Origin of the sequence: Polynucleobacter necessarius (genome assembly GCF_900095215.1) — a bacterium.
GTDB classification, from domain to species: domain Bacteria; phylum Pseudomonadota; class Gammaproteobacteria; order Burkholderiales; family Burkholderiaceae; genus Polynucleobacter; species Polynucleobacter necessarius_H.
Genome location: NZ_LT606949.1, coordinates 454042 through 476902, shown reverse-complemented (window position 1 = coordinate 476902; position 22861 = coordinate 454042). Strand labels below are relative to the sequence as shown.

The 22861-nt window shown below is 47.2% G+C and carries 22 protein-coding genes and 6 pseudogenes; 9 read left to right on the top strand and 19 right to left on the bottom strand.

Going from position 1 to position 22861, the window contains the following annotated elements; translation table 11 throughout:
• Positions 1–14: 14 nt before the first annotated feature.
• Genes DXE35_RS11310 through rlmJ (DXE35_RS11300) form a run of 3 tightly spaced genes read left to right on the top strand, consistent with a single transcriptional unit; the run spans position 15 to position 901 of the window.
• Positions 15–284 (top strand): 23S rRNA (adenine(2030)-N(6))-methyltransferase RlmJ, encoded by a 270-nt coding sequence (locus DXE35_RS11310; RefSeq protein WP_415069863.1) that lies wholly within the window; start codon positions 15–17, stop codon positions 282–284.
• A gap of 6 nt (positions 285–290) precedes the next feature.
• The gene (gene rlmJ, locus DXE35_RS11305; RefSeq protein ID WP_415070268.1) at positions 291–680 is read left to right on the top strand and encodes a 23S rRNA (adenine(2030)-N(6))-methyltransferase RlmJ; all 390 of its coding nucleotides are present in this window, start codon (positions 291–293) and stop codon (positions 678–680) included.
• Positions 665–901: a 23S rRNA (adenine(2030)-N(6))-methyltransferase RlmJ gene (gene rlmJ, locus DXE35_RS11300; RefSeq protein ID WP_415069861.1), complete on the top strand. Its 237-nt coding sequence runs from the start codon at positions 665–667 to the stop codon at positions 899–901. Before rlmJ (DXE35_RS11305) ends, rlmJ (DXE35_RS11300) begins: the two co-directional genes overlap by 16 nt.
• Before the next feature lie 79 nt (positions 902–980).
• Here rlmJ (DXE35_RS11300) and DXE35_RS10105 read toward each other — a convergent pair whose 3' ends face one another.
• The 13 genes and pseudogenes from DXE35_RS10105 to DXE35_RS02620 all read right to left on the bottom strand — a co-directional run bounded on the left by DXE35_RS10105 (position 981) and on the right by DXE35_RS02620 (position 10756).
• Positions 981–1313 (bottom strand): S66 peptidase family protein, encoded by a 333-nt coding sequence (locus DXE35_RS10105; RefSeq protein WP_269459849.1) that lies wholly within the window; start codon positions 1311–1313, stop codon positions 981–983.
• Between the two features lie 42 nt (positions 1314–1355).
• Positions 1356–1859 carry an LD-carboxypeptidase gene (locus DXE35_RS10100; protein WP_231969936.1) on the bottom strand — a complete coding sequence of 168 codons (504 nt, stop codon included), beginning with the start codon at positions 1857–1859 and terminating at the stop codon, positions 1356–1358.
• The gene (gene tadA / locus DXE35_RS02665) at positions 1856–2314 is read right to left on the bottom strand and encodes a tRNA adenosine(34) deaminase TadA (RefSeq protein ID WP_114689494.1); all 459 of its coding nucleotides are present in this window, start codon (positions 2312–2314) and stop codon (positions 1856–1858) included. Before tadA ends, DXE35_RS10100 begins: the two co-directional genes overlap by 4 nt.
• Positions 2315–2779 (bottom strand): 6-pyruvoyl trahydropterin synthase family protein, encoded by a 465-nt coding sequence (locus DXE35_RS02660; protein ID WP_114689493.1) that lies wholly within the window; start codon positions 2777–2779, stop codon positions 2315–2317.
• A 38-nt stretch (positions 2780–2817) separates the two neighbouring features.
• Positions 2818–3472: pseudogene (gene queE, locus DXE35_RS02655) on the bottom strand (7-carboxy-7-deazaguanine synthase).
• Between the two features lie 126 nt (positions 3473–3598).
• Positions 3599–3883, bottom strand: coding sequence for a hypothetical protein (locus tag DXE35_RS02650; protein ID WP_114689492.1), 285 nt, complete (start codon positions 3881–3883; stop codon positions 3599–3601).
• 15 nt (positions 3884–3898) lie between these two features.
• Positions 3899–4051: a hypothetical protein gene (locus DXE35_RS09210; RefSeq protein ID WP_162784945.1), complete on the bottom strand. Its 153-nt coding sequence runs from the start codon at positions 4049–4051 to the stop codon at positions 3899–3901.
• 4 nt (positions 4052–4055) lie between these two features.
• Positions 4056–5986: pseudogene (locus DXE35_RS02645) on the bottom strand (B12-binding domain-containing radical SAM protein).
• A 34-nt stretch (positions 5987–6020) separates the two neighbouring features.
• Positions 6021–6788, bottom strand: a pseudogene (locus DXE35_RS02640) (ferritin-like domain-containing protein).
• A 60-nt stretch (positions 6789–6848) separates the two neighbouring features.
• On the bottom strand, positions 6849–8456 hold the full coding sequence (gene guaA / locus DXE35_RS02635; RefSeq protein ID WP_114689491.1) for a glutamine-hydrolyzing GMP synthase: 1608 nt from the start codon (positions 8454–8456) through the stop codon (positions 6849–6851).
• 35 nt (positions 8457–8491) lie between these two features.
• Positions 8492–9955, bottom strand: coding sequence for an IMP dehydrogenase (gene guaB / locus DXE35_RS02630; protein ID WP_114689490.1), 1464 nt, complete (start codon positions 9953–9955; stop codon positions 8492–8494).
• A 26-nt stretch (positions 9956–9981) separates the two neighbouring features.
• Positions 9982–10332, bottom strand: coding sequence for an RnfH family protein (locus tag DXE35_RS02625; protein ID WP_114689489.1), 351 nt, complete (start codon positions 10330–10332; stop codon positions 9982–9984).
• Positions 10325–10756 (bottom strand): type II toxin-antitoxin system RatA family toxin, encoded by a 432-nt coding sequence (locus DXE35_RS02620; protein ID WP_114689488.1) that lies wholly within the window; start codon positions 10754–10756, stop codon positions 10325–10327. Before DXE35_RS02620 ends, DXE35_RS02625 begins: the two co-directional genes overlap by 8 nt.
• Before the next feature lie 25 nt (positions 10757–10781).
• Here DXE35_RS02620 and smpB point away from each other — a divergent pair, with 25 nt between their 5' ends.
• The 5 genes and pseudogenes from smpB to DXE35_RS02595 all read left to right on the top strand — a co-directional run bounded on the left by smpB (position 10782) and on the right by DXE35_RS02595 (position 15503).
• Positions 10782–11234 (top strand): SsrA-binding protein SmpB, encoded by a 453-nt coding sequence (gene smpB, locus DXE35_RS02615; protein WP_114689487.1) that lies wholly within the window; start codon positions 10782–10784, stop codon positions 11232–11234.
• 130 nt (positions 11235–11364) lie between these two features.
• A pseudogene (locus DXE35_RS02610) lies at positions 11365–12770 on the top strand (circularly permuted type 2 ATP-grasp protein).
• Positions 12771–12788: 18 nt separating this feature from the next.
• Positions 12789–13761: pseudogene (locus tag DXE35_RS02605) on the top strand (alpha-E domain-containing protein).
• Positions 13762–13778: 17 nt separating this feature from the next.
• On the top strand, positions 13779–14576 hold the full coding sequence (locus DXE35_RS02600) for a transglutaminase family protein (RefSeq protein ID WP_114689486.1): 798 nt from the start codon (positions 13779–13781) through the stop codon (positions 14574–14576).
• A gap of 53 nt (positions 14577–14629) precedes the next feature.
• A pseudogene (locus tag DXE35_RS02595) lies at positions 14630–15503 on the top strand (peptidase).
• 85 nt (positions 15504–15588) lie between these two features.
• Here the strand turns inward: DXE35_RS02595 and ppsA are convergent.
• Complete coding sequence (gene ppsA / locus DXE35_RS02590; RefSeq protein ID WP_174220935.1) at positions 15589–17994, bottom strand: phosphoenolpyruvate synthase; 2406 nt, start codon at positions 17992–17994, stop codon at positions 15589–15591.
• A 106-nt stretch (positions 17995–18100) separates the two neighbouring features.
• Here ppsA and ppsR point away from each other — a divergent pair, with 106 nt between their 5' ends.
• On the top strand, positions 18101–18928 hold the full coding sequence (gene ppsR, locus DXE35_RS02585; protein ID WP_114689485.1) for a posphoenolpyruvate synthetase regulatory kinase/phosphorylase PpsR: 828 nt from the start codon (positions 18101–18103) through the stop codon (positions 18926–18928).
• A gap of 11 nt (positions 18929–18939) precedes the next feature.
• Here the strand turns inward: ppsR and DXE35_RS02580 are convergent, their stop codons facing one another.
• Genes DXE35_RS02580 through fabZ form a run of 5 tightly spaced genes read right to left on the bottom strand, consistent with a single transcriptional unit; the run spans position 18940 to position 22834 of the window.
• On the bottom strand, positions 18940–19764 hold the full coding sequence (locus DXE35_RS02580; protein ID WP_114689484.1) for a TrmH family RNA methyltransferase: 825 nt from the start codon (positions 19762–19764) through the stop codon (positions 18940–18942).
• 14 nt (positions 19765–19778) lie between these two features.
• The gene (rnhB, locus tag DXE35_RS02575; protein ID WP_114689483.1) at positions 19779–20372 is read right to left on the bottom strand and encodes a ribonuclease HII; all 594 of its coding nucleotides are present in this window, start codon (positions 20370–20372) and stop codon (positions 19779–19781) included.
• A complete protein-coding gene (lpxB, locus tag DXE35_RS02570) occupies positions 20369–21628 on the bottom strand; it encodes a lipid-A-disaccharide synthase (RefSeq protein WP_162784944.1) in 1260 nt (419 codons plus the stop codon). The genes rnhB and lpxB overlap by 4 nt, the downstream gene beginning before the upstream one ends.
• Positions 21588–22385, bottom strand: a complete 798-nt coding sequence (gene lpxA / locus DXE35_RS02565; RefSeq protein ID WP_114689481.1) for an acyl-ACP--UDP-N-acetylglucosamine O-acyltransferase — start codon at positions 22383–22385, stop codon at positions 21588–21590. The genes lpxB and lpxA overlap by 41 nt, the downstream gene beginning before the upstream one ends.
• Positions 22385–22834: a 3-hydroxyacyl-ACP dehydratase FabZ gene (gene fabZ / locus DXE35_RS02560; RefSeq protein WP_114689480.1), complete on the bottom strand. Its 450-nt coding sequence runs from the start codon at positions 22832–22834 to the stop codon at positions 22385–22387. Before fabZ ends, lpxA begins: the two co-directional genes overlap by 1 nt.
• Between the last annotated feature and the right edge of the window lie 27 nt (positions 22835–22861).

Genomic DNA, 22861 nt, shown 5'->3' with positions numbered 1-22861 from the left:
GAGGCTGCTCTGATATGTTTAGCTATAGACACGCATTTCATGCCGGTAGTCATGCAGATATCCTGAAGCACCTTACCCGCATTCATTTAGTTGAGTATCTTCAGGAAAAGCCTGGCGCACTGACGATTGTGGACACGCATGCGGGCGCTGACGTTTATAGCCTACAAGATGGGTTCTCAACTGTGAGCAAAGAAGCGGATGGCGGAATTTTTCGCCTTACTCAATATGTGAAGACCTGCAGGCGCGCTAATACTCTAATCCCGGAGAGCATTCAGGAGTACTGAAAGCGCATTGAAGCTGAGAATCAGGATGAACAACTAACAAACTATCCCGGCTCTCCTTTTATCCTTGCTCGCCTACTACGTCCACAAGATCGCCTCAAGCTATTTGAACTACACCCAAAAGAAATCGATATTCTTCGCCACAATATTGGCGAGCTAAAGCAGTCAAAGCAAATTGACATTTATTCGGAAGATAGTTTCTCTAGGCTAAAGGGCTTACTACCACCCCCAAGTAGACGCGGACTGGTACTAATAGACCCTTCCTATGAAGACAAGCAGGATTATCGATATCTTGAGACTGCGATGGAAGAGGCATTGCAACGATTTGCTACGGGCTGTTATGCAATCTGGTATCCCGTATCTCTAGAAGAGAATCCGCAGCTTTGCCGGATAGGCTAAAAAAGATTGCGGCCCAATATAAACGCTCCTGGCTTCATACAGAATTGCGCGTTGAAAATGCGCCCGGTGAGCGACGCCTACAGTCCAGCGGTATGTTCATCATCAATCCGCCCTGGACTCTAGAAAAACACTTAGCTCAAGCCCTGCCAACTTTGGTTAAGGCGCTAGGCATCAATGGCGGCGGCCAATTTGTATTGAAAAGCTTCGAAGCGAAAAACTAAAGCGCCAATCGCATTACCACTGAGCCTTAATCTCAAACCCGCTTGCATTGAAACTTAGATTCGCTGCAGCACCAACGGGTCAAGTTAATTTATTCGACTGATGCCAAAACGGTAAACCCGTCAAAATAGGAATCTCTGGCGACAAGCGCTTACGAATAGCCTCGATCGCTCTTTCAAGTGAATACCCTTTATCGTTATCGTAAAGACGGTAGGCAGAGAAACCACCCAGCAAGATCGCACCCTGATTGGAAAGCACTTCCGCATCCAGCAGCTGCATCAACATTCTCTCTATGCGATAAGTGCGCTCCTTGACATCCTCTAGGAATAAAATACCGGCACGCGTTTGTTGGGCACTTGGAAAATAGGGTGTGCCCACCAAACCTGCTACAACAGTCAAGTTACCGCCCGACAATAAACCCGTTAGAGAATGGGCATTGGGTGCGCCCAGGAAAGATTACGGCGCCGAAACCTGACATTCCACACTTCGATTCTGAGCGGCATTCTGAAAATGCTGCCACATGAATGCATCCGGGACTACTGGGGCACCATCATCGGCAAGTCGCCCAAAGTCATAATTCAGCATTGGTCCAGCCAATGTAATGGCGCCTGTTTTTGCTAACAATCCCAACTGAAATACCGTGAAATCACTATGGCCGCAAATCTGTAACCCGCTTTTAACTGCCTTTGCAATCCCATTCCACTCCATGCCTGGAAGCAAGCGATGAAGACCATAACCACCACGCATTGCCATCACTACAGTTTGTGAATTTACTTGAGGCAATTGGTTGATCTCCGCAAGCCGAGCCTCATCGCCCACTGCAAATCGTTCATACACTCTATGAACACAATCAGTATTTTGGATTGAAATGCCTTGGCGCTCTAGCCAGTCGATCCCAGCTAAAGTGCTTTTGTTATCTAAGCTCGCCCCAGAGGGAGCAATTAGGTGAATGGATTTCAACGTCGCCCCTTAAAAAAATCGCGCAGTAACTGACCACACTCTTCGCTCATAATGCCACCTTCAACACTAGTCTGATGGTTAATCTGTTTAGAGGCAAATAAGTTCAACACGCTTCCAGCCGCACCCGTCTTGGGATCTGGTGCGCCATAAACCACCCGATCAACCCGAGCATGAAACATGGCTCCTGAACACATTGCGCACGGCTCTAAAGTGACATATAGAGTGCTGCCTGGGATACGATAATTTTCTTCAACAAGAGCTGCCTCACGCAAAGACAGCATTTCAGCATGAGCGCTAGGGTCGTGATTCGCAATTGGCCTATTAAACGCTTTTGCAATTACTTGACCATCCTTGACAAGCACCGCGCCCACCGGAACCTCACCCGACTGCGCAGCCAACTGAGCCTGCTCAATTGCCATACGCATATGTTGCCGATCAAGCTCTGCTTGCGTCATTTAAGCAGGATGAACATCGGCCCAACAATTGGGCGTCTCATAGCGGCGAATGGATGAGATCTCTAAGCGACCACCAAACGCCTTGCTAAACACAGGCTGCAAAATTGCAAAGGCAGCATTCGCCAAATTTTCGACAGTAGGCACATGCTCCATGATCACCGTCTTATGGTTGGGCAAGCTAGCAAGAAAGGCAACTAAACCCTCATCCTCTTTGGCAACTACAAAAGCGTGATCCCAAAGGTCAACAACATATTGATTTGTTAAGCGTTTGATATCACCAAAATCTAGCACCATGCCATCATCAGCTTTACCAGGATGGTCGGCCACCTCACCAGTTAAAGTCACTTCAATCGCATAACGATGTCCATGGAGATGACGACATTGCCCATCATGATTTGGAATGCGGTGTTCTGAGTCAAACTCAAGGCGGCGAGCAATAGAGATGGCAGGTTGTTTATTTGTCATTGATGGCTGAATTAATCTTGATTTGAGCTTAAGCCCAATTATCGAATCCCAATGAGTTTATGGGATTGCAAACTCAATCTCCATAAAGGATGCTTTTGGCACAAGCTTACCGCTAATTCCGTGTTGCTTTTGAGGCTATGGACCATCCATAGGCTGCAAGAAACGATTTCGATAGTCCATTTTTTCAAAGCGAGCCATCAGCGTTTCCAATTCTTGATGGCTATCTTGTGGAATGACTAATTTCAATTCATCCGCTTGCAGCACAATTAATTCAGAGCCTGATTTTGGGCTGACGCACACCCAATCAATTCCATTGGGAATCTTAAGAGTGCCGTTCGTTTAAATCGCCACCGTAAAGCCTTTTTGATGAAGCGCGGTCATTAATTGTTCATCCAGCTGCAAGATGGACTCTCCCCCAGTAAAAACAACATATCGCTGTTGGGGCCCGGCAGAAGTGCTGCGCCATGATGATTCAATGGCATCGGCGAGAGAGGTGGCTGTCTCAAACTTTCCACCACCGGAACCATCGCTACCTACACGATCGGTATCGCAAAACTGACAAACAGCAGATGCACGATCTTCTTGGCGACCAGTCCAGATATTGCATCCAGCAAAGTGGCAAAATACCGTCGCCCTACCTGCGTTGGCACCTTCACCTTGTAAGGTGGGAAATAGTTCTTTTACGGTATACATAGCAATACGCTTATTTTAAGCGTATTGCTGCTTTCCAGGAGATTAGCTTCCACTCCAGGTAATCCTCCCAGAGCGCGCCACTCCATCGCATGCCACCCAGTAAATAACGCCAAAGTGATCTACGGATCACCCAGCGCACAATTTCTGGAGCAAACCAGAGTTCTTCCTCCCGATAATTGGACACTCTAAAGACATCTTGGCTTTGAAAGTAAGGTATTTCATTGAGATATTTGAGGGTGGTGGTTTAAAACTCATCAAACGTGGCCAAGAGGTATCTAGCTGTACCGTACCACAAGGATCCTGAATCTCACTCGCCAATGGGCTGCCATTTTCATCAGCGTGCTCAATCACAATAGTTGAGCCAACACTCGCAACACGCTCGGTGATAACCCCACTAATCTTTCCATCCAAAACATCACGTTTAATTTACGTCCACTCCTGCCCTGCTTGAGGGGCTCTGACTTGTGGAGCGGGTACCAGTTGAGCAACAGGCGTTCCTCGCTGATATGCCAATGGCACTCCGCAGGCTACTGGAGCTAAGGCTGCAGATGTAATGAAAGTGCGACGCAATAACTTCATTTATTTACTCCACTAAAAATGAAAGGCTGTGAAATTTATTGTAATTCCAATTTAAGCGCATATGATAATCGCGCAAAGCATTCTCTATAAAGCTTTTAGGCACTGTGGTTTTCGGTATGGCGATGTCCAATCCATCAAACCAAGACTTCACATTCATTTCAAAGCCAACGCCATGCATATAGTTATAGATGGCCTTTTTAAACCTTGGCCCAAGGCATCATGATCAACTCCAGTAGAGTCAAGAAAGGCGACATCATTCTCGGCAAAAGTAATTTGGGGTAAGGGTATTAATTCAATTCCATCCTCTTGAGGATTCAGCCCCACCGGCGAATGCACCGTACAAATAAAGCAATGGAAAAAACCGCTCTGTATGCACCCATTCTCAAATAGTGGCTTTACGTATTCCAAGGCATCTACCGTTTCTTGCACGGTTTGCGTTGGGAAACCATACATAAGGTAAGCGTGCACCAGAATGCCAGCATCTGAAAAACCTTTGGTCACTTGAGCTACTTGCTCGACTGACACACCCTTTTTCATTAGATTGAGAAGGCGATCAGAATCAACTTCAAGCCCACCCGACATCGCAATACAGCCACTTTTCGCCAGTAGCTCAGCCAACTCCGGTGTAAAGGTTTTTTCAAAGCAAATATTGCACCACCAGGAAATAACCGTCTTACGACGAATCAATTCTGCAGCAAGGGCTTTTAATATTTTGGGTGGTGCAGCCTCGTCGACAAAGTGAAATCCGGTCTGCCCCGTTTCAGCAACAATTTGCTCAATCCGATCTACCAACCAATCGGCAGATGCCGTCTCATACCGAGAAATGTAATCAAGCGATACATCACAGAAACTACACTTCTTTCAATAACATCCGTGCGCAACTGTGAGCTTATTCCAGCGGCCATCGCTCCATAAACGGTGCATCGGGTTCAGCATATCCAGAAGCGACAAGTAGGAATCGAGTGGCAACCCATCCCAAGTGGCGGTCCCCACCTCCTCAAAAGGCACATCTGGCTCTTGCCAATTGAGGTACCGCACTTGATTATCTGAATTGCGAATAAAGGTGCGCACCAATCTTTCAGCTAAGCGCTTTCCTGCAAGATGCTCAAGCAAAGCTAGTAGCGGCCTCTCCCCAGAATCAAGCGTGATGAAATCCACATAATCAAAAATACGCGCATCAGACAACTCCCGAAGCTCCGTATTCACATATCCACCACCTAAAGCAATCTGGATCTTTGGATGCGCTTTTCTAATCTCCTGGGCTATCCGCAAGGCGGCATACATTGCCCCTGGAAATGGGACCGACAACAGAACTAGATCTGGACGATGCCGCTCTATTGCGTTGCCAGTCAATTTTTGTAAATGTAAATCCATTAACGTCGGCTTAGCCTGTAATGCATCCGCTAAAGGCGCAAACGTGGGTTGACTGCTTGCGAGTGACTCCGCATAGCGCACGAATTCAAAACGATCATCAACAGCATCATGCAATACATCCGATAAATCGCTAAGGTATAGCGTTGCTAAATGACGGGCACGATCTTGTGACCCTATGGCACCAAATGCCCAAGCCAATGGATCGCTGCTATCTTCATCATCAAAAACATCCAAGGACGCAAAGCGTGGACCTGCAGGCAAAAACGCCCGTAAATTGATGCGATGACTCAGCGTGCTGTCGCGCCCCTGAAAAAAAGTAATTACTGGCGAGATAGCGGATTGATACTCCGCAAAGTAGTCCCAGAAGAAATTGACGCTTGCGCTGCGACTCTCTTCGGGCGCGCGAAGCGCTTCTGCTCGGATCTCAGATAAACCTTCTGGCGTAAAAAAACTAAGCACTAGAGCTAGAGCCAAATCCTCTTGAACGACATCGACACCACGAGACCTTAAAAACCCCGTGAGGTAAGCCGTAGAGGGATACGGCGTATTCAATTGAGTCATCGGATGAATGAGGCTTAATACCTTCATATTCTTACTATGCCCCAAGAAGACTTAACTCTTCAGAAGTAAAGTCAGCCCGTTTACGAGCCTCAACATTAAAGGGTCCCGTTAAAATAGGTGCGCGATATTTTGCAGCCAGCTCTCGATACGCGGTGATCGGAGAAAGACCTTCTTTAACACATAAGAAATTAGACCAACGATTGCCAATCAAGACATGGCCAATTGCATGATTCAGCATGATCTCTAGGATCTCAACTGCTCTCAATTCTTTGATTTGCTTAAAACGATCCCGAATCATCGGCACCGCATCCAATCCTCTAGCTTCCATGGTTCTGGGAACCAGCGCCATTCTGGCGATGACTGAATCGGTTGTGCGCTCAACCATTTCCCACAAGCTGTTATGGGCCGGAAAATCACCATAGGTAAAACCGAGTGAGTGCAAGTGCTTGTTTACCAAACTAAAGTGATAAGCCTCTTCCTTGACGACCTTAAGCCAGTATTCATAGTATTCCTGTGGCATATCCTGAAATCGCTAGATCGCATCTAAAGCGAGATTCATGGCGTTAAATTCGATATGGGCAAGGGAGTGCAATAAACCCGCCCTACCTTCTGGCGTATCCATTCTTCTTTTGGGAACGAGCTTAGGAAGAACTAATTCTGGTTTTGGGGGTCGCCCTGGGAGTCTGAAAGTCTGAGAGTGGATCTGGCGAGAAATATCGAGCGCAATGCGCTGCTGCTGATATTCAGAAAACCGATTTAATAACTGAGTTACTTTAGTTTCTGCATCAATCCCTGCCAGGATTTCGAGTGCCGCCGCTCGTAATTAAAGCATAGGAATTGGTAGGCTGATTTAGCCAGCGCCTTATTCCCACTCTATTGTTGCTGGCGGTTTGCCACTGATGTCATACACAACTCGATTGATGCCGCGCACTTCATTGATGATGCGATTGGAAACCTTGCCAAGCAAATCATGTGGCAAATGGGCCCAATGCGCTGTCATAAAGTCTTGCGTCTGCACCGCCCTCAGCGCCACAACGTATTCACAAGTTCTGCCATCACCCATCACGCCTACAGACTTCACCGGCAAGAACACAGCAAAGGCTTGACTAGTTAGGTCATACCAAGATTTTTGACTGACTTCATCAATCGTATTGCGCAACTCTTCAATAAAGATCGCATCGGCGCGTTGTAGCAAGCTGGCAAATTCCGCTTTGACTTCACCTAAGATGCGTACACCAAGACCAGGCCCTGGGAATGGCTGGCGATATACCATCTCACGAGGCAGACCTAAGGCGACACCAAGCTCACGGACCTCATCTTTAAAGAGTTCACGTAGTGGCTCAAGCAATTTGAGATGCATGTCTTCTGGCAAGCCACCCACATTATGGTGACTCTTAATGGTATGCGCACCCTTCTTACCTTTTCCGGCGGATTCAATCACATCTGGATAAATAGTTCCCTGGGCAAGCCATTTAGCGTTTTTGATTTTTCCAGATTCTGCTTGGAAGATTTCCACAAATTCTTTACCAATAATTTTGCGTTTTGCCTCCGGATCCGAAACTCCAGCTAATTCACCCATCAAGGTATCTTTAGCATCAACACGAATCACTTTCACGCCTAAATTGCGCGCAAACATTTCCATCACCATATCGCCTTCATTAAGACGAAGCAAGCCATGATCTACAAACACGCAAGTGAGTTGATCACCAATCGCGCGATGGATCAAAGCGGCAACAACACTAGAGTCAACACCACCAGACAGGCCAAGAATCGCTTCTTCGTCGCCAACCTGTTTGCGAATCTTCTCAACCGCCTCAGCGATGTAATCACCCATGACCCAGTCAGGCTTGCACTGGCAAATCTCGTGGACAAAGCGCTCGATGATCGCAGTACCTTGAATGGTATGAGTGACTTCAGGATGAAACTGGAATGCGTAGAAGCGACGGTCCTCATCTGCCATGCCGGCAATCGGACAAGACTCGGTAGAAGCCATTAACTTAAACGATGGTGGCAAGGTCGTAACGGAATCGCCATGACTCATCCACACTTTGAGGATGCCGTGGCCTTCACTTGTAGAAAAGTCCTGAATACCTTTGAGCAGATTGGTATGGCCATGAGCACGCACTTCAGAGTAGCCAAACTCACGCGCTTTATCCAAAGACTCAGCAGAGGCAACAGCGCCACCCAACTGAGTGGCCATGGTTTGCATGCCGTAGCAAATACCTAAAACTGGAACGCCAAGCTCAAAAACAATTTGTGGTGCACGTGGACTACCCTCTTCCGTTACAGAGCTAGGGCCACCTGAAAGAATGATGCCCTTACCGCTCTTCTCTTGAATGAACTTGCGAATGAATTCTGGATCGCAATCATAGGGATGAATCTCTGAATAGACCCGTCCATCGCGCACGCGCCGAGCAATGAGTTGAGTTACTTGTGAACCAAAGTCGAGAATCAGTATTTTGTCGTGCACGAAAGAAACAGCCCTTATTTCAGCTTTTTTAATTGTTAATCAATATGGTAATTTGGCGCTTCTTTAGTAATCTTCACATCATGTACGTGTGACTCACGCACTCCAGCAGATGTGATCTCTACAAAGTTGGCGTTTTCATGGAGCTCAGAAATGGTTTTGCAACCGAGATAGCCCACAGAGGAACGAATACCGCCTGTGAGCTGATGCAAGATCGCCAATACACTGCCCTTATAAGGCACTTGACCTTCAATTCCTTCGGGCACAAGCTTCTCTGCATTGGCAACAATGTCGCTCTGGAAGTAACGATCGGCAGAACCATCGGCCATCGCACCCAAGGATCCCATACCGCGATAACTCTTGTATGAACGTCCTTGATACAAGAACACTTCACCAGGCGCTTCGTCTGTGCCAGCAAACATGCCACCCATCATGACAGAGCTAGCACCAGCAGCTAGCGCTTTTGCAACGTCGCCAGAGTAACGCACGCCACCATCGGCAATCAATGGGATGCCTGTACCTTTGAGTGCGGTAGCCACATTCACGATTGCGGTAATTTGGGGAACACCAACACCAGCAACAATACGAGTAGTACAAATTGAGCCTGGTCCAATACCAACCTTGACGCCATCAGCACCATGATCAGCCAACGCTTTAGCAGCATCGCCAGTGGCAATATTGCCGCCAATCACTTGCACATGAGGGAAGGTTTTCTTGACCCACTTCACGCGATCTAATACGCCTTGGCTGTGGCCGTGCGCGGTATCAACCACAATCACGTCAACACCAGCACGCACCAATAGCTCGATACGCTCGTCATTGTCAGGACCGACACCAACCGCGGCGCCCACGCGCAGCTTACCTTCGCAATCCTTACAAGCATTAGGATGCTCAGTCGCCTTGAGAATATCTTTAACTGTAATTAAGCCGCGTAATTCAAACTTATCGTTGACAACTAATACGCGCTCCAAGCGATGCTGACTCATCAAATGTTTTGCTTCGTCTAATGAACAACCTTCTTTTACAGTGATCAAACGCTCACGTGGAGTCATTTTGCTTTTTACCGGCGCATCTAAATCTTCTTCGAAACGCAAATCGCGGTTCGTAATAATCCCCACCACCTCTTTGTCAACGAGAACCGGGAATCCCGAGAAGCCATGTTCGCGAGAAAGTTGAATTACTTGGCGCAAGGTAACTTCTGGAGCAATGGTGATTGGATCACGTAGCACGCCAGATTCGTAACGCTTTACTTTGGCTACTTCGCGCGCCTGCTCAGCGGGCTTCAAGTTTTTATGAATGATGCCAATACCACCTTCGCTGGCCATGGCAATTGCCAAACGACCTTCGGTAACGGTATCCATCGCTGCGGACACCAATGGTGTATTGAGTGAAATTTCTCGAGTTAACTTACTTGCCAAGCTGGCATCTCGAGGGAGTACCGAGGAATAGGCCGGTACGAGGAGGACATCGTCAAAAGTGAGTGCTTTTTGAATGAGTCGCATGCAAAACCCCTAGTCGCAAAAATCGATTATAGCCTCCTAGCCTTTCTTTTAGCTGCGGCAGCCTGGAATTTGGCATCCTGATTCTGGTGTGCCTTCTTGCGACGGACCGTCTTAGGGTCGATGAGCAACGGGGAGTAGAGCTCCAAGCGATCCCCTGCATAAATGCGGCTATCCCAGTCCTTGCGCTTGCCAAAGACCCCAAAACAGCCCTTTCTGGCTAAAACAGGATCATCTGGGCCAGTCGCAATTCCAGCCCTAACTAGAGCCACCCCAACTGTCGCCACCTCCCCAGCCTCCAAAATCAGCTTGAAGGGCCTTAGCTCCAGATCGCCCTGCCTGGCATCACAAAGAGTTAAATCAAGCACGCGCTCAGCCATAGAGCTCTTCTGCACGTTTCACAAAGCAATCCACAAAAGTGCCCGCTATATGACCAAAGACTGGGCCAATGCTCTTATCCAGGATGACGCTCTTAAATTCCCAGTGCAGCTTGAACTCCACCTTACAGGCATCCTCACGCAAAGGGATAAAGTGCCACTGCCCCGACAAATGCTTGAAAGGGCCATCTACAAAGACCATATCGATAGTTTCTGGGCGCTGATTGACATTGCGGGTATGAAAATACTGCGTAATACCCTTGAAATGAATATTGATTTTGGCATCAAGGACCGTTTCGGTCTGCTCAAAAATCCCCACCCCACCACACCAGGGCAAAAATTCTGGATAGCGAGCAACATCCGTCACCAACCCGTACATACGGTCGGCTGATTGGCCAATTAAAACGGTCTTGTAGACGTCTGCCATAATCGTTCTTGAGAGCTAAATAAATATGAGTATCGTCGATAACAAAAAAGCCTTCTTTGATTATTTTATCGAGGAACGCTTTGAGGCAGGGCTTGTACTGGAAGGCTGGGAAGTAAAGGCCATTCGCGCAGGCCGCGTGCACATCAAGGAAGCGTATGTTGTCATTCGCAAGGCGGAGCTATTCCTGATTGGCTGCCATATCACTCCCCTACTCTCAGCATCTACTCATATTGTTCCCGATAGTACTCGAACCAGGAAACTATTACTGAACGCCATTGAAATCCGCAAACTTATCGGCAAAGTAGAACAAAAAGGCTATACCCTGGTTTCTCTCAACCTCCATTTCTCCAAAGGCAATGTGAAGTGTGAAATTGGTTTAGCGAGAGGTAAAAAGCAACACGACAAGCGAGCTGCCACCAAAGAACGCGAGTGGGAAGTACACAAAGGTCGAATTGCGAGAGGCGATCTCAACGCTTAATCTTTAACAAGGGTAGCGCCGGCTTTGATGCCACCAATTCGAGCATTTATGCTCTTTTTTGGTGCCCTCCAGCACCCAGCCGCTTCAACCTGCACAGCTCATTGCTTACAAAAGCATGAGCTTTGTAACTATGAAATTGCCTTTTGACGAAATGCTCGACGCCGCAGGCAAAGCGCGTCCACACTACCAAATTTTTCAAAATTGGTTAAAACAGCACAGTGACGCCCTCATGGGTCTCAAGCGAGCTGAAGCCGACCTCATATTTAGGCGAGTGGGCATTACCTTCGCGGTCTATGGTGATGACCTAGGATCCGAAAGGATCATCCCCTTCGATCAGGTACCCCGCATTTTCTCTGCCAAAGAGTGGGAGCAGCTTGATGCCGGACTACGTCAACGCATGAAAGCGCTGAACCGCTTCATCTATGACGTCTACCACGATGAAGAAATCATCAAAGCGGGAGTCATCCCTGCTTAACAGATTTACAACAATGCGCAATATCGCCCAGAGATGCGCAACGTGAGCGTACCTCGTGACATCTACGCGCAGATTGCAGGCATTGATATCGTGCGAGCTGGCAAAGGCAAGTTTTATGCACTAGAAGATAATCTGCGCGTTCCATCAGGCGTTTCTTATATGGTTGAAGACCGCAAGATGATGATGCGACTCTTCCCCGATCTCTTTCAAAAATATCGAGTTGCTCCTGGAGAGCACTATCCCGATCTTTTATTGGAGTGCCTTAACTCCGTAAAACCTGATGACGCAAAAAACCCAATGTAGTTGTATTAACACCCGGCATGTATAACTCCGCATACTTTGAGCATCGCTACCTTGCGCAGCAGATGGGTGTTGAGTTAGTCAAAGACAAGGATTTATTCGTTAAGAATGAACAAGTCTTTATGCGCACTACTCAAGTCCCTGAAAGGGTCGACGTGATCTATCGCCGTGTTGACGATGATTGCTTAGATCCATTGGCATTCCGCTCTGATTCAACATTAGGAGTTGCCGGCCTCTTATCAGCGCATCGCGCTGGTAATGTCACATTAGCTAATGGGACGGGTATTGCCGATGACAACTCTATTTATCCCTATGTGCCCGAGATGATCGAGTTTTATCTCGGCGAAAAACCCATTCTCAATAATGTACCCACCTTCCAGTGTCGCAATCCAGATGATTTGGCCTATACCTTAGCCGATTTGAATAAGTTGGTAGTAAAGATAACCCACGGAGCTGGCGGTTATGGCATGTTGGTGGGACCTGCCTCTACAAAAGCGGAAATCGAAGAATTTAGAGCACATTTGATTGCCAACCCAGCTCAATATATTGCCCAACCTATCTTAGCACTCTCGACTTGCCAAACCTTTGTGGAGTCAGGCGTTGCGCCACGACATATCGACTTACGACCATTTGTGCTGTCAGGCAAAACTATCAAGATGGTGCCGGGCGAATTAACCAGGGTCGCACTCAAAGAAGGTGCTGTAGTAGTGAACTCCTCTCAAGGTGGCGGAACTAAAGACACCTGGGTATTGGAAGCGTAAGAGGAATCAGAAAATCATATGTTAAGTCGCACAGCTGACTGTCTTTATTGGATGGCTTGTTACACCGAGCGCGCGGAGAATACTGCGCGCATGTTGGACGTAAACCACCAAACCTCTTTACTCCCCAAACCACCCGAATTTTTAGAGCAGAGGTGGAAAACGCTGCTCACAATTGCCAAACTAGAAGAGGCATTGCTCAGCAAGTATGATCTGATTAATCGCGAGAATCTACTGGATTTTATGATCTATGAAACCAGCAATCCTTCTAGCATTGTTTCTTGTTTATTTGCAGCGCGTGAAAATGCCCGCGTCATTCGAGGCAAGATTACCTCCGAGGTTTTGGAAACGCAAAATACTACCTGGCTTGAACTGCAACGCATCTTGGAGGCTAGACATCAAGCCGACCCAAGTCGCCTATTGGACTGGGTCAAACACCGTTGCCATCTCTTTACGGGCGCTCTCTATGGCACGATGCTCAAGAATGAAGCCTTTTATAAGCGTAGGTACGCTGCTTGAGCGTGCCGATAACACCGCTCACATCCTGGAAACGCAGTATGAAGATCAGGCCGCCCTAAAGATTCTCGGCTCAAATCGATCTAGCAATGAGAAGGCCGACGGTGAATTCTTTGATTTTTACCATTGGGCCGCACTACTCCGCTCAGTATCGGCATTTGAGATTTATCGTCAAATGTATTCGGATCAAGTAACCCCAAAACAGGTTGCCGAGTTGCTGATTTTCAACAGACAAATGCCACGCTCATTGGTTTGCTGCATCAATGAATTAATTCCTTTGATTTCCGAGGTAAAAAATCATCAATCCAAGGAAATTGAACGCTTGCTTGGCAAACTCAAGGCCAGCTTGGAGTACTCCGATATTGATGAAGTCTTTGAACAAGGTCTAGAAGAGTTCATCGAGACTTTTTTAGAGCGCATTAATCACATTGCCGATGAGTTTAGCAATGCATCCCTCATTCCATTAGCGGTCCCCTAAGCTTTCATAAAGAATATATGCACCTAAAGATCCGTCACCGCACTGAATATCGCTATGAAACGCCAGTCCGTTACTCCATTCAAGAGCTACGCCTAACGCCACCATCTATCGCAGGTCAACAAATAGACAAATGGAAAGTAAGCACGCCAATTAAGGCATCGAATTCCATAGATACCTTCGGAAATATCTGCAGTGTATTTGTGCAGGAGAGTCCCTATACATCAATGATGATTGAAGCGGAAGGAGAACTACATACCCAAGATGCTTTTGAGTTTGTGGATGATGCCAAAGCGGCATCCCCTTACTACCTTCTTCAGCAGACCAATCTAACCGAACTAACTGCTACCATGTTGGAATACTTCGCTACGAACCTTCCCACGAGGAACTCTATAGACCAAGTTCTGAGCCTAGCATCCGCCATACAAGATACGATCATCTACTCCCCGGGGCAAACCAACTTTGCGACTACAGCCGCTCAATCTTTTGCGATGAAATCGGGTGTTTGCCAAGATCATGCGCATGTCATGTTGAGCCTTTGCCGTGCCTCACAAATTCCTGCTCGCTATGTCATCGGTTCTTTCTTTGCAGAAGAGTCCCAAAACCTTGCCAGCCACGCATGGATCGACTTTTGTAGCGATGTGGATAAAGGGATCTGGATTAGTATTGATATCGCTCATGCTTGTTTAATTGACTCTCGTCACATTAGAGTAGCAGTAGGTCGCGACTACTATTCAGCCGCACCCGTCAAGGGGGTGCGCACGGGAGGTGGTGGCGAAGAGTTAAGCGCAAACATCTCAATTCAACAACCGAGCTAAGCCCCGCTGATATTTAAGAGATAATCCCTTGAGATATTAAAGAAGGTTAAAGAATGACGTACTGTGTTGGACTCTGCCTGAAAGATGGCCTTGTATTTTTATCGGATACAAGAACAAATGCAGGTGTATATCAAATCGGCACCTTCAGAAAAATGACCTTATTCCAAGATAAGGATCGCTTCTTTACCCTCATGAGCGCGGGGAATCTCACTATCACCCAAGCCGTTAAAGAAATTTTGCTATAAGGGCAACTACTAGGCGGAATCAATCTCTGGACTGCCGCAAATTCGCATGATGCGGCTGTTGTTGTGGGAGATGCTATTAAACAAGTTTACGATCGCGATCACAAGGCTCTTGAAACAGCAGGTATTGATTTCAACTGCAACTTGATCTTTGGCGGTCAAGTTAAAGGGGAAAGACCTCGCCTCTTTAACGTCTACTCTGCGGGCAACTTTATTGAAGCCACGCCAGAGACTTGCTACTTTCAAATTGGAGAGTCCAAATATGGCAAACCAATCCTAGATCGCGTATTGAACTTTAATACCTCATTAAATTTGACTACCAAATGCGCTTTAATCTCTATGGATTGAACGCTAAATAGCAATATCTCAGTAGGACTTACCCCTTGATTTGCTCGTTTATGAGAAGAACTCTCTCAAGGCTAACAAGTTGGTGACTATGGATGAATCCAATCCCTACTTCTAAATGATTCATCAGCTTTGGGGTGAAAAACTGCGGGCGGCCTTTAATTCCATCGCGGAGCCCAGTTGGAGTGGTGCCAATAAGTCCAGCGCGATCTCTGCGCCTGCGAAAAAAATGGGTGCTGTTCCTGTCAACCGACAACCAGCAAAGGCCAGGGTAAAAATTGCGACTCCGACAGTCAAAAAGCCAATAAAGCGCGCTAGCGCTAAAACAAAATCTAAATAGGCTCTGTTTTTATCCTTTTTTTATTTTTACCAAACAAAAAGGCCTAGAAAAATCTAGGCCTTTTGCATTTCTCGCTTAACGATTATTATGCTTTTAAGTTCTTACCTAACATTTCCCAAGTAGCCACTACACTATCAGGATTCAATGAGATTGACGTAATTCCCTTCTCGACCAACAAACGAGCAAAGTCTGGATGATCTGAAGGGCCTTGGCCACAAATACCAACATATTTATTTTGCTTGCGACATGCATCGATTGAGCGAGCAATCATGAACTCGACCGCTGGATCACGCTCATCAAAGTCAATGGCCAACAACTCCATGCCAGAATCGCGATCTAGACCCAAAGTTAACTGAGTCATGTCGTTGGAGCCAATCGAGAAACCATCAAAGTATTCAAGGAATTGATCAGCCAAAATCGCGTTAGATGGAATCTCGCACATCATCATGAGGCGCAAACCATTTACACCGCGCTTGAGACCAAACTTCTCCATCATATTGATTACACGCTCAGCTTGTTTGATGGTGCGCACAAATGGAACCATGATTTCAACGTTATCTAAGCCCATATCTTCACGCACACGCTTCATTGCCGCGCACTCGAGCGCAAAAGCTTTACCGAAATCCTCTGATACATAACGTGATGCGCCACGGAATCCCAATATTGGGTTTTCTTCATCCGGCTCGTAACGTGATCCACCAATTAACTTCTTATATTCATTGGACTTAAAGTCTGACAAACGAACGATGACTGGCTTTGGATAGAAAGCAGCAGCAATCGTTGCCACACCTTCCACCAACTTGTCTTCGTAAAACTGACGTGGGCTTGCATAGCCACGCGCAACGCTCTCTACTGCGCGCTTGAGGTCAGGATCAATATTTGGGTATTCCAATACTGCACGTGGATGCACACCAATATAGTTATTAATGATGAACTCGAGACGAGCAAGGCCAACGCCTGCATTTGGAATCTGGCAGAAATCAAATGCCAATTGAGGATTGCCGATATTCATAGTGATCTTCACTGGAATCTCTGGCAAAGCGCCACGAGATACTGCAGTAACTTCCGCCTCAATCAAACCATCGTAGAGATGACCTTCGTCACCTTCCGCGCAAGAAACCGTCACCATCATGCCATCTTGCAAATGCTCTGCAGTATCGCCACAACCAACCACCGCAGGCACACCAAGTTCACGAGCAATAATCGCCGCGTGACAGGTACGACCACCACGATTGGTCACAATCGCAGAAGCGCGCTTCATCACAGGCCCCCAGTTCGGATCAGTCATGTCGGCAACCAATACATCTCCTGGTTGCACACGATCCATCTCACTTGGGTCACGAATAATACGCACAGGACCGGCACCAATCTTTTGGCCAATCGCACGACCTTTTGCCAGTACTTTTGCGCTGCCTTTCAATTTATAGCGCATCTCAACTTGACCTTCCGCCTGACTCTTCACAGTTTCAGGACGAGCCTGGAGGATGTAAATACGGCCGTCTTGGCCATCCTTGCCCCACTCGATGTCCATTGGACGACCATAGTGCTTCTCAATGATCATGGCGTACTTAGCCAGTTCTGTAATATCCGCATCCTCTAAAGAAAAGCGATTACGCTTTTCTGGGGATACATCTACAGTCTGCACTTTTTCCGCAGAGCCATTGGGTGCAAATTGCATTTGAATCAACTTGGAGCCCAAAGAACGACGAATGATTGCCTTCTTGTCTTTTGCTAAAGTGGTTTTGAATACATAGAACTCGTCAGGATTTACCGCACCCTGAACCACTGTTTCTCCCAAGCCATAGCTTGAGGTAATGAAAACCACATCCTCAAATCCAGATTCAGTATCCAGTGTGAACATCACACCTGCAGCGCCTAAGTCAGCGCGCACCATGCGCTGGATACCCGCAGATAAGGCTACTTCAGCGTGGGCAAAACCCTTGTGCACGCGGCAAGAGATAGCGCGATCGTTGTATAGGGAAGCAAACACCTCGCGAATTTTCTTGAGCACATCATCGATACCTTCGACGTTCAAGAAAGTTTCTTGCTGTCCCACGAATGACGCATCCGGCAAATCTTCAGCAGTAGCTGATGAACGCACAGCGAATGAACCCTTACCAGAGTCATCCAATACTGCAAAAGCCTTGCGAATCTCTTTTTCAAGCTTAGGCTGCAATGGTGCCGTTTCGATCCAATGACGAATCTCCGCACCGGCTGCCGCCAAAGCACGGACATCATCAATATTTAAACCTTCTAAACGCTGTTGAATGCGTTCAGTCAAATTATTATGTTTTAAAAAATCACGAAACGCTAATGCGGTCGTCGCAAAGCCCGTTGGGACACGAACACCAGTTGAGGCTAACTGCGAAATCATTTCACCCAAAGAGGCATTCTTACCGCCGACGGATTCAACATCCGTCATACGGAGTTGCTCAAAAGGCCAAACATAGGCATCGGCCATACTGCTATTTTGTTGCTGTTGGTTGGACATAAAATACTCTCTAAAGATAAGGCAACTGGTGTAGCGGCCACCTTAAATGGGGCATACTTTAATATGATTCTATTGTAGTGGTGACCCCGACTTTTAAGCCAAATCCATGACCAACGAAACCCGCATTGTTTTTATTGTCTCTGATGGCACCGGCATTACCGCCGAGAACTTCAGCCAGTCGATTTTGGCCCAATTTGAGGCCACTTTTAAGCATATTCGAGTACCTTTTGTAGAGAGTGTCGATAAAGCTCATGATGCCGTCAGTAGCATTAATCAGGCGGCCAGTAAATATGGGGTGCAACCCATCGTTTTCACTACTTTGGTGAATTCTGAGCTCAATGCCATTGTTGGCAAAGCAAGTGGCCTGATTCTCGATATGTTTCAGACTTTCGTAGCCCCACTGGAAGCCGCCCTGGGCATGCAATCCACTCATGCCATGAATCGCCTGCACCACAATGCCGACACTGAGGCCTACAAGAATCGAATCGAAGCGATTAACTATTCTTTGGCACATGATGATGGCCAAGCCAACCAAAACCTGGCAGAAGCGGATGTCATTCTGATTGGCATTTCTCGTGTTGGCAAAACTCCAACCAGTTTGTATCTTGCAATGCAGTATGGATTAAAGGCGGCAAATTATCCACTCATTCCGGAAGACTTTGAAAGAGGACAACTCCCTAAGGACTTGGTGTCTTATCGCCAAAAGATCTTTGGATTAATGATTGATGCGGAGAGACTTTCTGAGATTCGGAACGAACGTCGCCCTGGCAGCAATTACGCTAAGTTAGAAAATTGCCGTTATGAAATCAATGAAGCGACAGCGATGATGAAAAAGCAGTCCATTCCTTGGGTGCTTACCACCAGAAAATCCATTGAAGAGATTGCCACTACAGTACTACAGGCAATTAAGTCAGATAAGACAATACTCGGCTAATCGAAGAAGGCTTAACCTCTTCGTACGCGCAGAGTTTCAAATAAGCATACGGCTGCCGCCGTTGATACATTAAGCGATTCCACGCGTGGATCGATTGGAATAGAAACCCCTTTGGATTGAGCCAACAGATCTTCTGAAACGCCCTGCCCTTCGCTACCCATTACCCAGGCAACTGGATGCAGGAGATCTTTCTTCAGAGAGAAAAGATCATGCTCCGCATCTGCCGTGGCGACCAATAAAGGTGCGGTAACTGCACTCAAAAGTTGCTGATTTGTCCAGCCTTCATATAAATCCAAGAGTCGATGTGCCCCCATGCCCGCACGCAATACCTTGCTGGACCAAAGATGGGCGCAACCAGATAAAGCAATGACTTTCGTGAAGCTTGATGCTGCTGCGGCACGCAAAATAGATCCCACATTACCTGCATCCTGGACGCGATCTAATATCACCACATCCCCATCCAGAGTTGCGATTGATTGCGGAGGAGTAAGAGTGGATTTTGGTAAATCAAGCAAGCCCGCGATATGTGGCGCATTAACTAAGTCACTCAGCAAATCCCAGAGAGCACTATCCAACTGCAATACCTTGGCCTCTGGGCAAATCTCAAGATGCTCATAAACGGCCTGCGAGATTTCAATATTCTTTAAACCGATTTCCGAAGTGAGTAATACCGTTAGATTTGGATCGCCCACCCAAGTCTGCACCAAATGAATGCCTTCCAACAAAGCTTGACCGCTAGCCAACCTGGCCTTCTGCCCATTAGAGCCGGTCGCCTGTAGATTGCGAATGTCTTGAAATAAGGCATTCTCCTTCGAGGTAATGAGATCAAAGTTCATAACTTATTTATCACCTAGCTTGCAATCGATTCAAGAACTTTGCGAACCGGAGAAAAACTTCTTCTATGTTGATCGCAAGCGCCATATTGTTTGAGCGCCGCGAAATGCGCTTCCGTTGGATAACCCATGTGCTGAGCAAAGCCATATTCCGGATGACGTTCATGCAAAGACATCACCTGACGATCACGCGTGACTTTAGCCACAATAGATGCTGCGGATATAGCAGGCTCTTTACTATCACCTTTCACAATCGCTTCGGCAGCAATCGGCAATGCCGGGCAACGATTCCCATCAATCAACGCTTTATCGGGCCAAGTACCCAATCGATTCGCGAGATCTTCAATCGCTCTGCGCATAGCGAGCATAGCGGCTTGCAAAATATTGATCTCATCAATTTCAGCTGGGCTAGCCTCGCCAACACCCCAGGCTTTTGCCCTTTTCATGATCTGCTCGTAAAGATATTCACGACGAGTGGCGCTTAACTTCTTAGAGTCTTTTAAACCCTCAATCGGATTATTAGGATCAAGTACCACAGCGCCAGCCACCACCGCACCGACCAATGGCCCTCGCCCCGCCTCATCCACACCACAGACCCATATAAGACTCATATGGTTACTTTGTGTTTACGATGATTGGCAATCGTTTGTGCCACCGCTTGAGCAACCAATAAACCGGTAGGGCGACGCAAAGTCTCGTGCATCTGCGTAAAACGCTCTTTAAGTTTTGCCACCTGAGTTGGATGCTCCAGCCAATTTTGGACGGCATTCGCTAATTTTTCAGACGTAGCGTCATCCTGCAGCAACTCGGGAACAACAAACTCACCACACAAAATATTAGGCAAGCCAACATAGGGCAAATAACCCTGGCGCTTCATGATCTGCGCAGTTAGCCAGGGAACTTTATAGGAAATCACCATTGGCTTTTTCCACAGAGCGGCTTGCAAGGTGGCGGTGCCGCTTGCAATTAACACAACATCGGAAGCCTCCAGAACTTCATCGGCTATGCCATCGAGCAAATGAATTTGAATATCTGAATTACTATTTTTCGCTTTAAGCAAAAACTGCTCTAGCGGCTCACGCAGTCGCGGCGTTGCGACTGGAATTAAAAAATGAAACTTCTGACCTTGGAGTCTTTGAGAAATTAATTGCATCGTCTCAAAGAAAACTGGGGCTATCAACTCAATCTCAGAGCCACGACTACCCGGTAGAACAGCAATAACAAGGCCATCATCTAAGGATTGAGCTGGAATTTGTAGGTGATGACTAATTTTTTCTCTTGCTTTGGTAGCATTGGGTTCAAGTGGAATTGCACTGGCAAGCGGATGACCTACATAGGTAGACGCCACTCCAGCACGATCGTAGATTTCAGTCTCAAAGGGGAAGATGCACAACATGCGCTCAACCGCTTGAGAAATCTTCTTAATGCGCCCCGCTCTCCAAGCCCAAATAGAGGGTGAAACTAAATGTAAAGTCGGAATACCTGCTTTGCGTAACTGTAGTTCAACACCTAAATTAAAGTCTGGCGCATCAACCCCCAAATAGACATCGGGGCGCCCTTCATTGAGGAGGTTTTGAATGAGTTCTTTGCGTAGCCTCAGAATAGCCGGCAGTTGCTTAATGGCCTCAACATAACCGCGCACGCTCAGCGTTTCGATAGGCCAGTCAGAGCGCATACCCTCAGCCTGCATACGTGGGCCGCCAATACCATACACCTCTAAACCAGCCATATCTGGTATTTGATGTAGCGCACTAAGTACTGGCCGCGCTAATAGATCGCCAGAAGGTTCGCCAGCTACACAAGCTAACTTTGGCAAAGTAATTCCGTTACCGAATGATGCCGCGGGTAGAGGCGGCGATGAAATCATGAAATTGAGCAAGCTTCTCAGAAGTGCCTGGATCAGCTGCAGAAGCGACAACCATCTTCTGAATTTCTACTTTAGCCTCTTCAAAACTAAGTCCATCTTTATAAAGAATCTTATAAGCCTGGCGCAAAGCCGAAATCGTCTCACTTGAAAAACCACGACGTTTTAAGCCTTCAACATTAATCCCATGGGGAGAGGCCTTGTCTCGCGCCGCAATTACAAAAGGCGGGATATCCTGCCCTAACGCCGATGCGCCGCCCAGCATTGCGTGTTGTCCAATACGTACAAACTGATGTACACCCGACATACCACCCATAATGGCCCAGTCACCCACTTGCACATGGCCCGCAATTTGCGCATTACTAGAAAAAATCGTGTGATTACCAACCTGACAGTCGTGCGCGATATGCACATACGCCATGATCCAGTTGTCATTGCCAATGCGGGTAATACCAACATCCTGCGATGTGCCCGTATGAATGGTAGTGAATTCGCGGATCGTATTGCGATCGCCAATAGTTAATTGGGTTGGCTCGCCACGGTACTTCATATCTTGAGGGGGACCACCAATTGCGGCAAAGTGCGCAAAGTTATTTTCTTTGCCAATAGTCGTGTAGCCCTCAATCACAGTATGAGATCCCACCTTGGTGCCAGCACCAATTTTGACGTTGGGGCCAATGACAGAATACGGACCAACTTCAACATCGCTGGCCAACTCAGCTTTACTGTCTACAACAGCAGTTGCGTGAATCCGAGTCATTACGCACCTTTCGTACGGACCGCGCACGTGATATTGGCTTCCGCCGCAATCTCTCCATCCACGGTTGCTTGAACGGCAAACTTATAAATCCCAGCACGACCACGCTCTGGCTTGGCAGTCATAATCAACTGATCCCCAGGAAGCACTGGTTTTTTGAAACGAGCGCCGTCGACGCCAGCAAAGTAATAAATCGCATCTTCAGCGCGTTCTTCAGAGAATGTCAGCAAAGCCGCCGTTTGAGCCAGCGCCTCAATAATGAGAACTCCGGGCATGACTGGAAAATCAGGGAAGTGGCCCTGAAAAAACGACTCATTCATCGTGACATTTTTTAATGCCGTAATACTTTCACGAGGGGCGATTTCCAGCACGCGATCTACCAATAAAAATGGATAGCGATGCGGCAGCAATTTCAGAATTTTATTAATATCGATTGCGATTGGTGTGCTCATAAATAACCCGCTGAAAAGTAAATATAG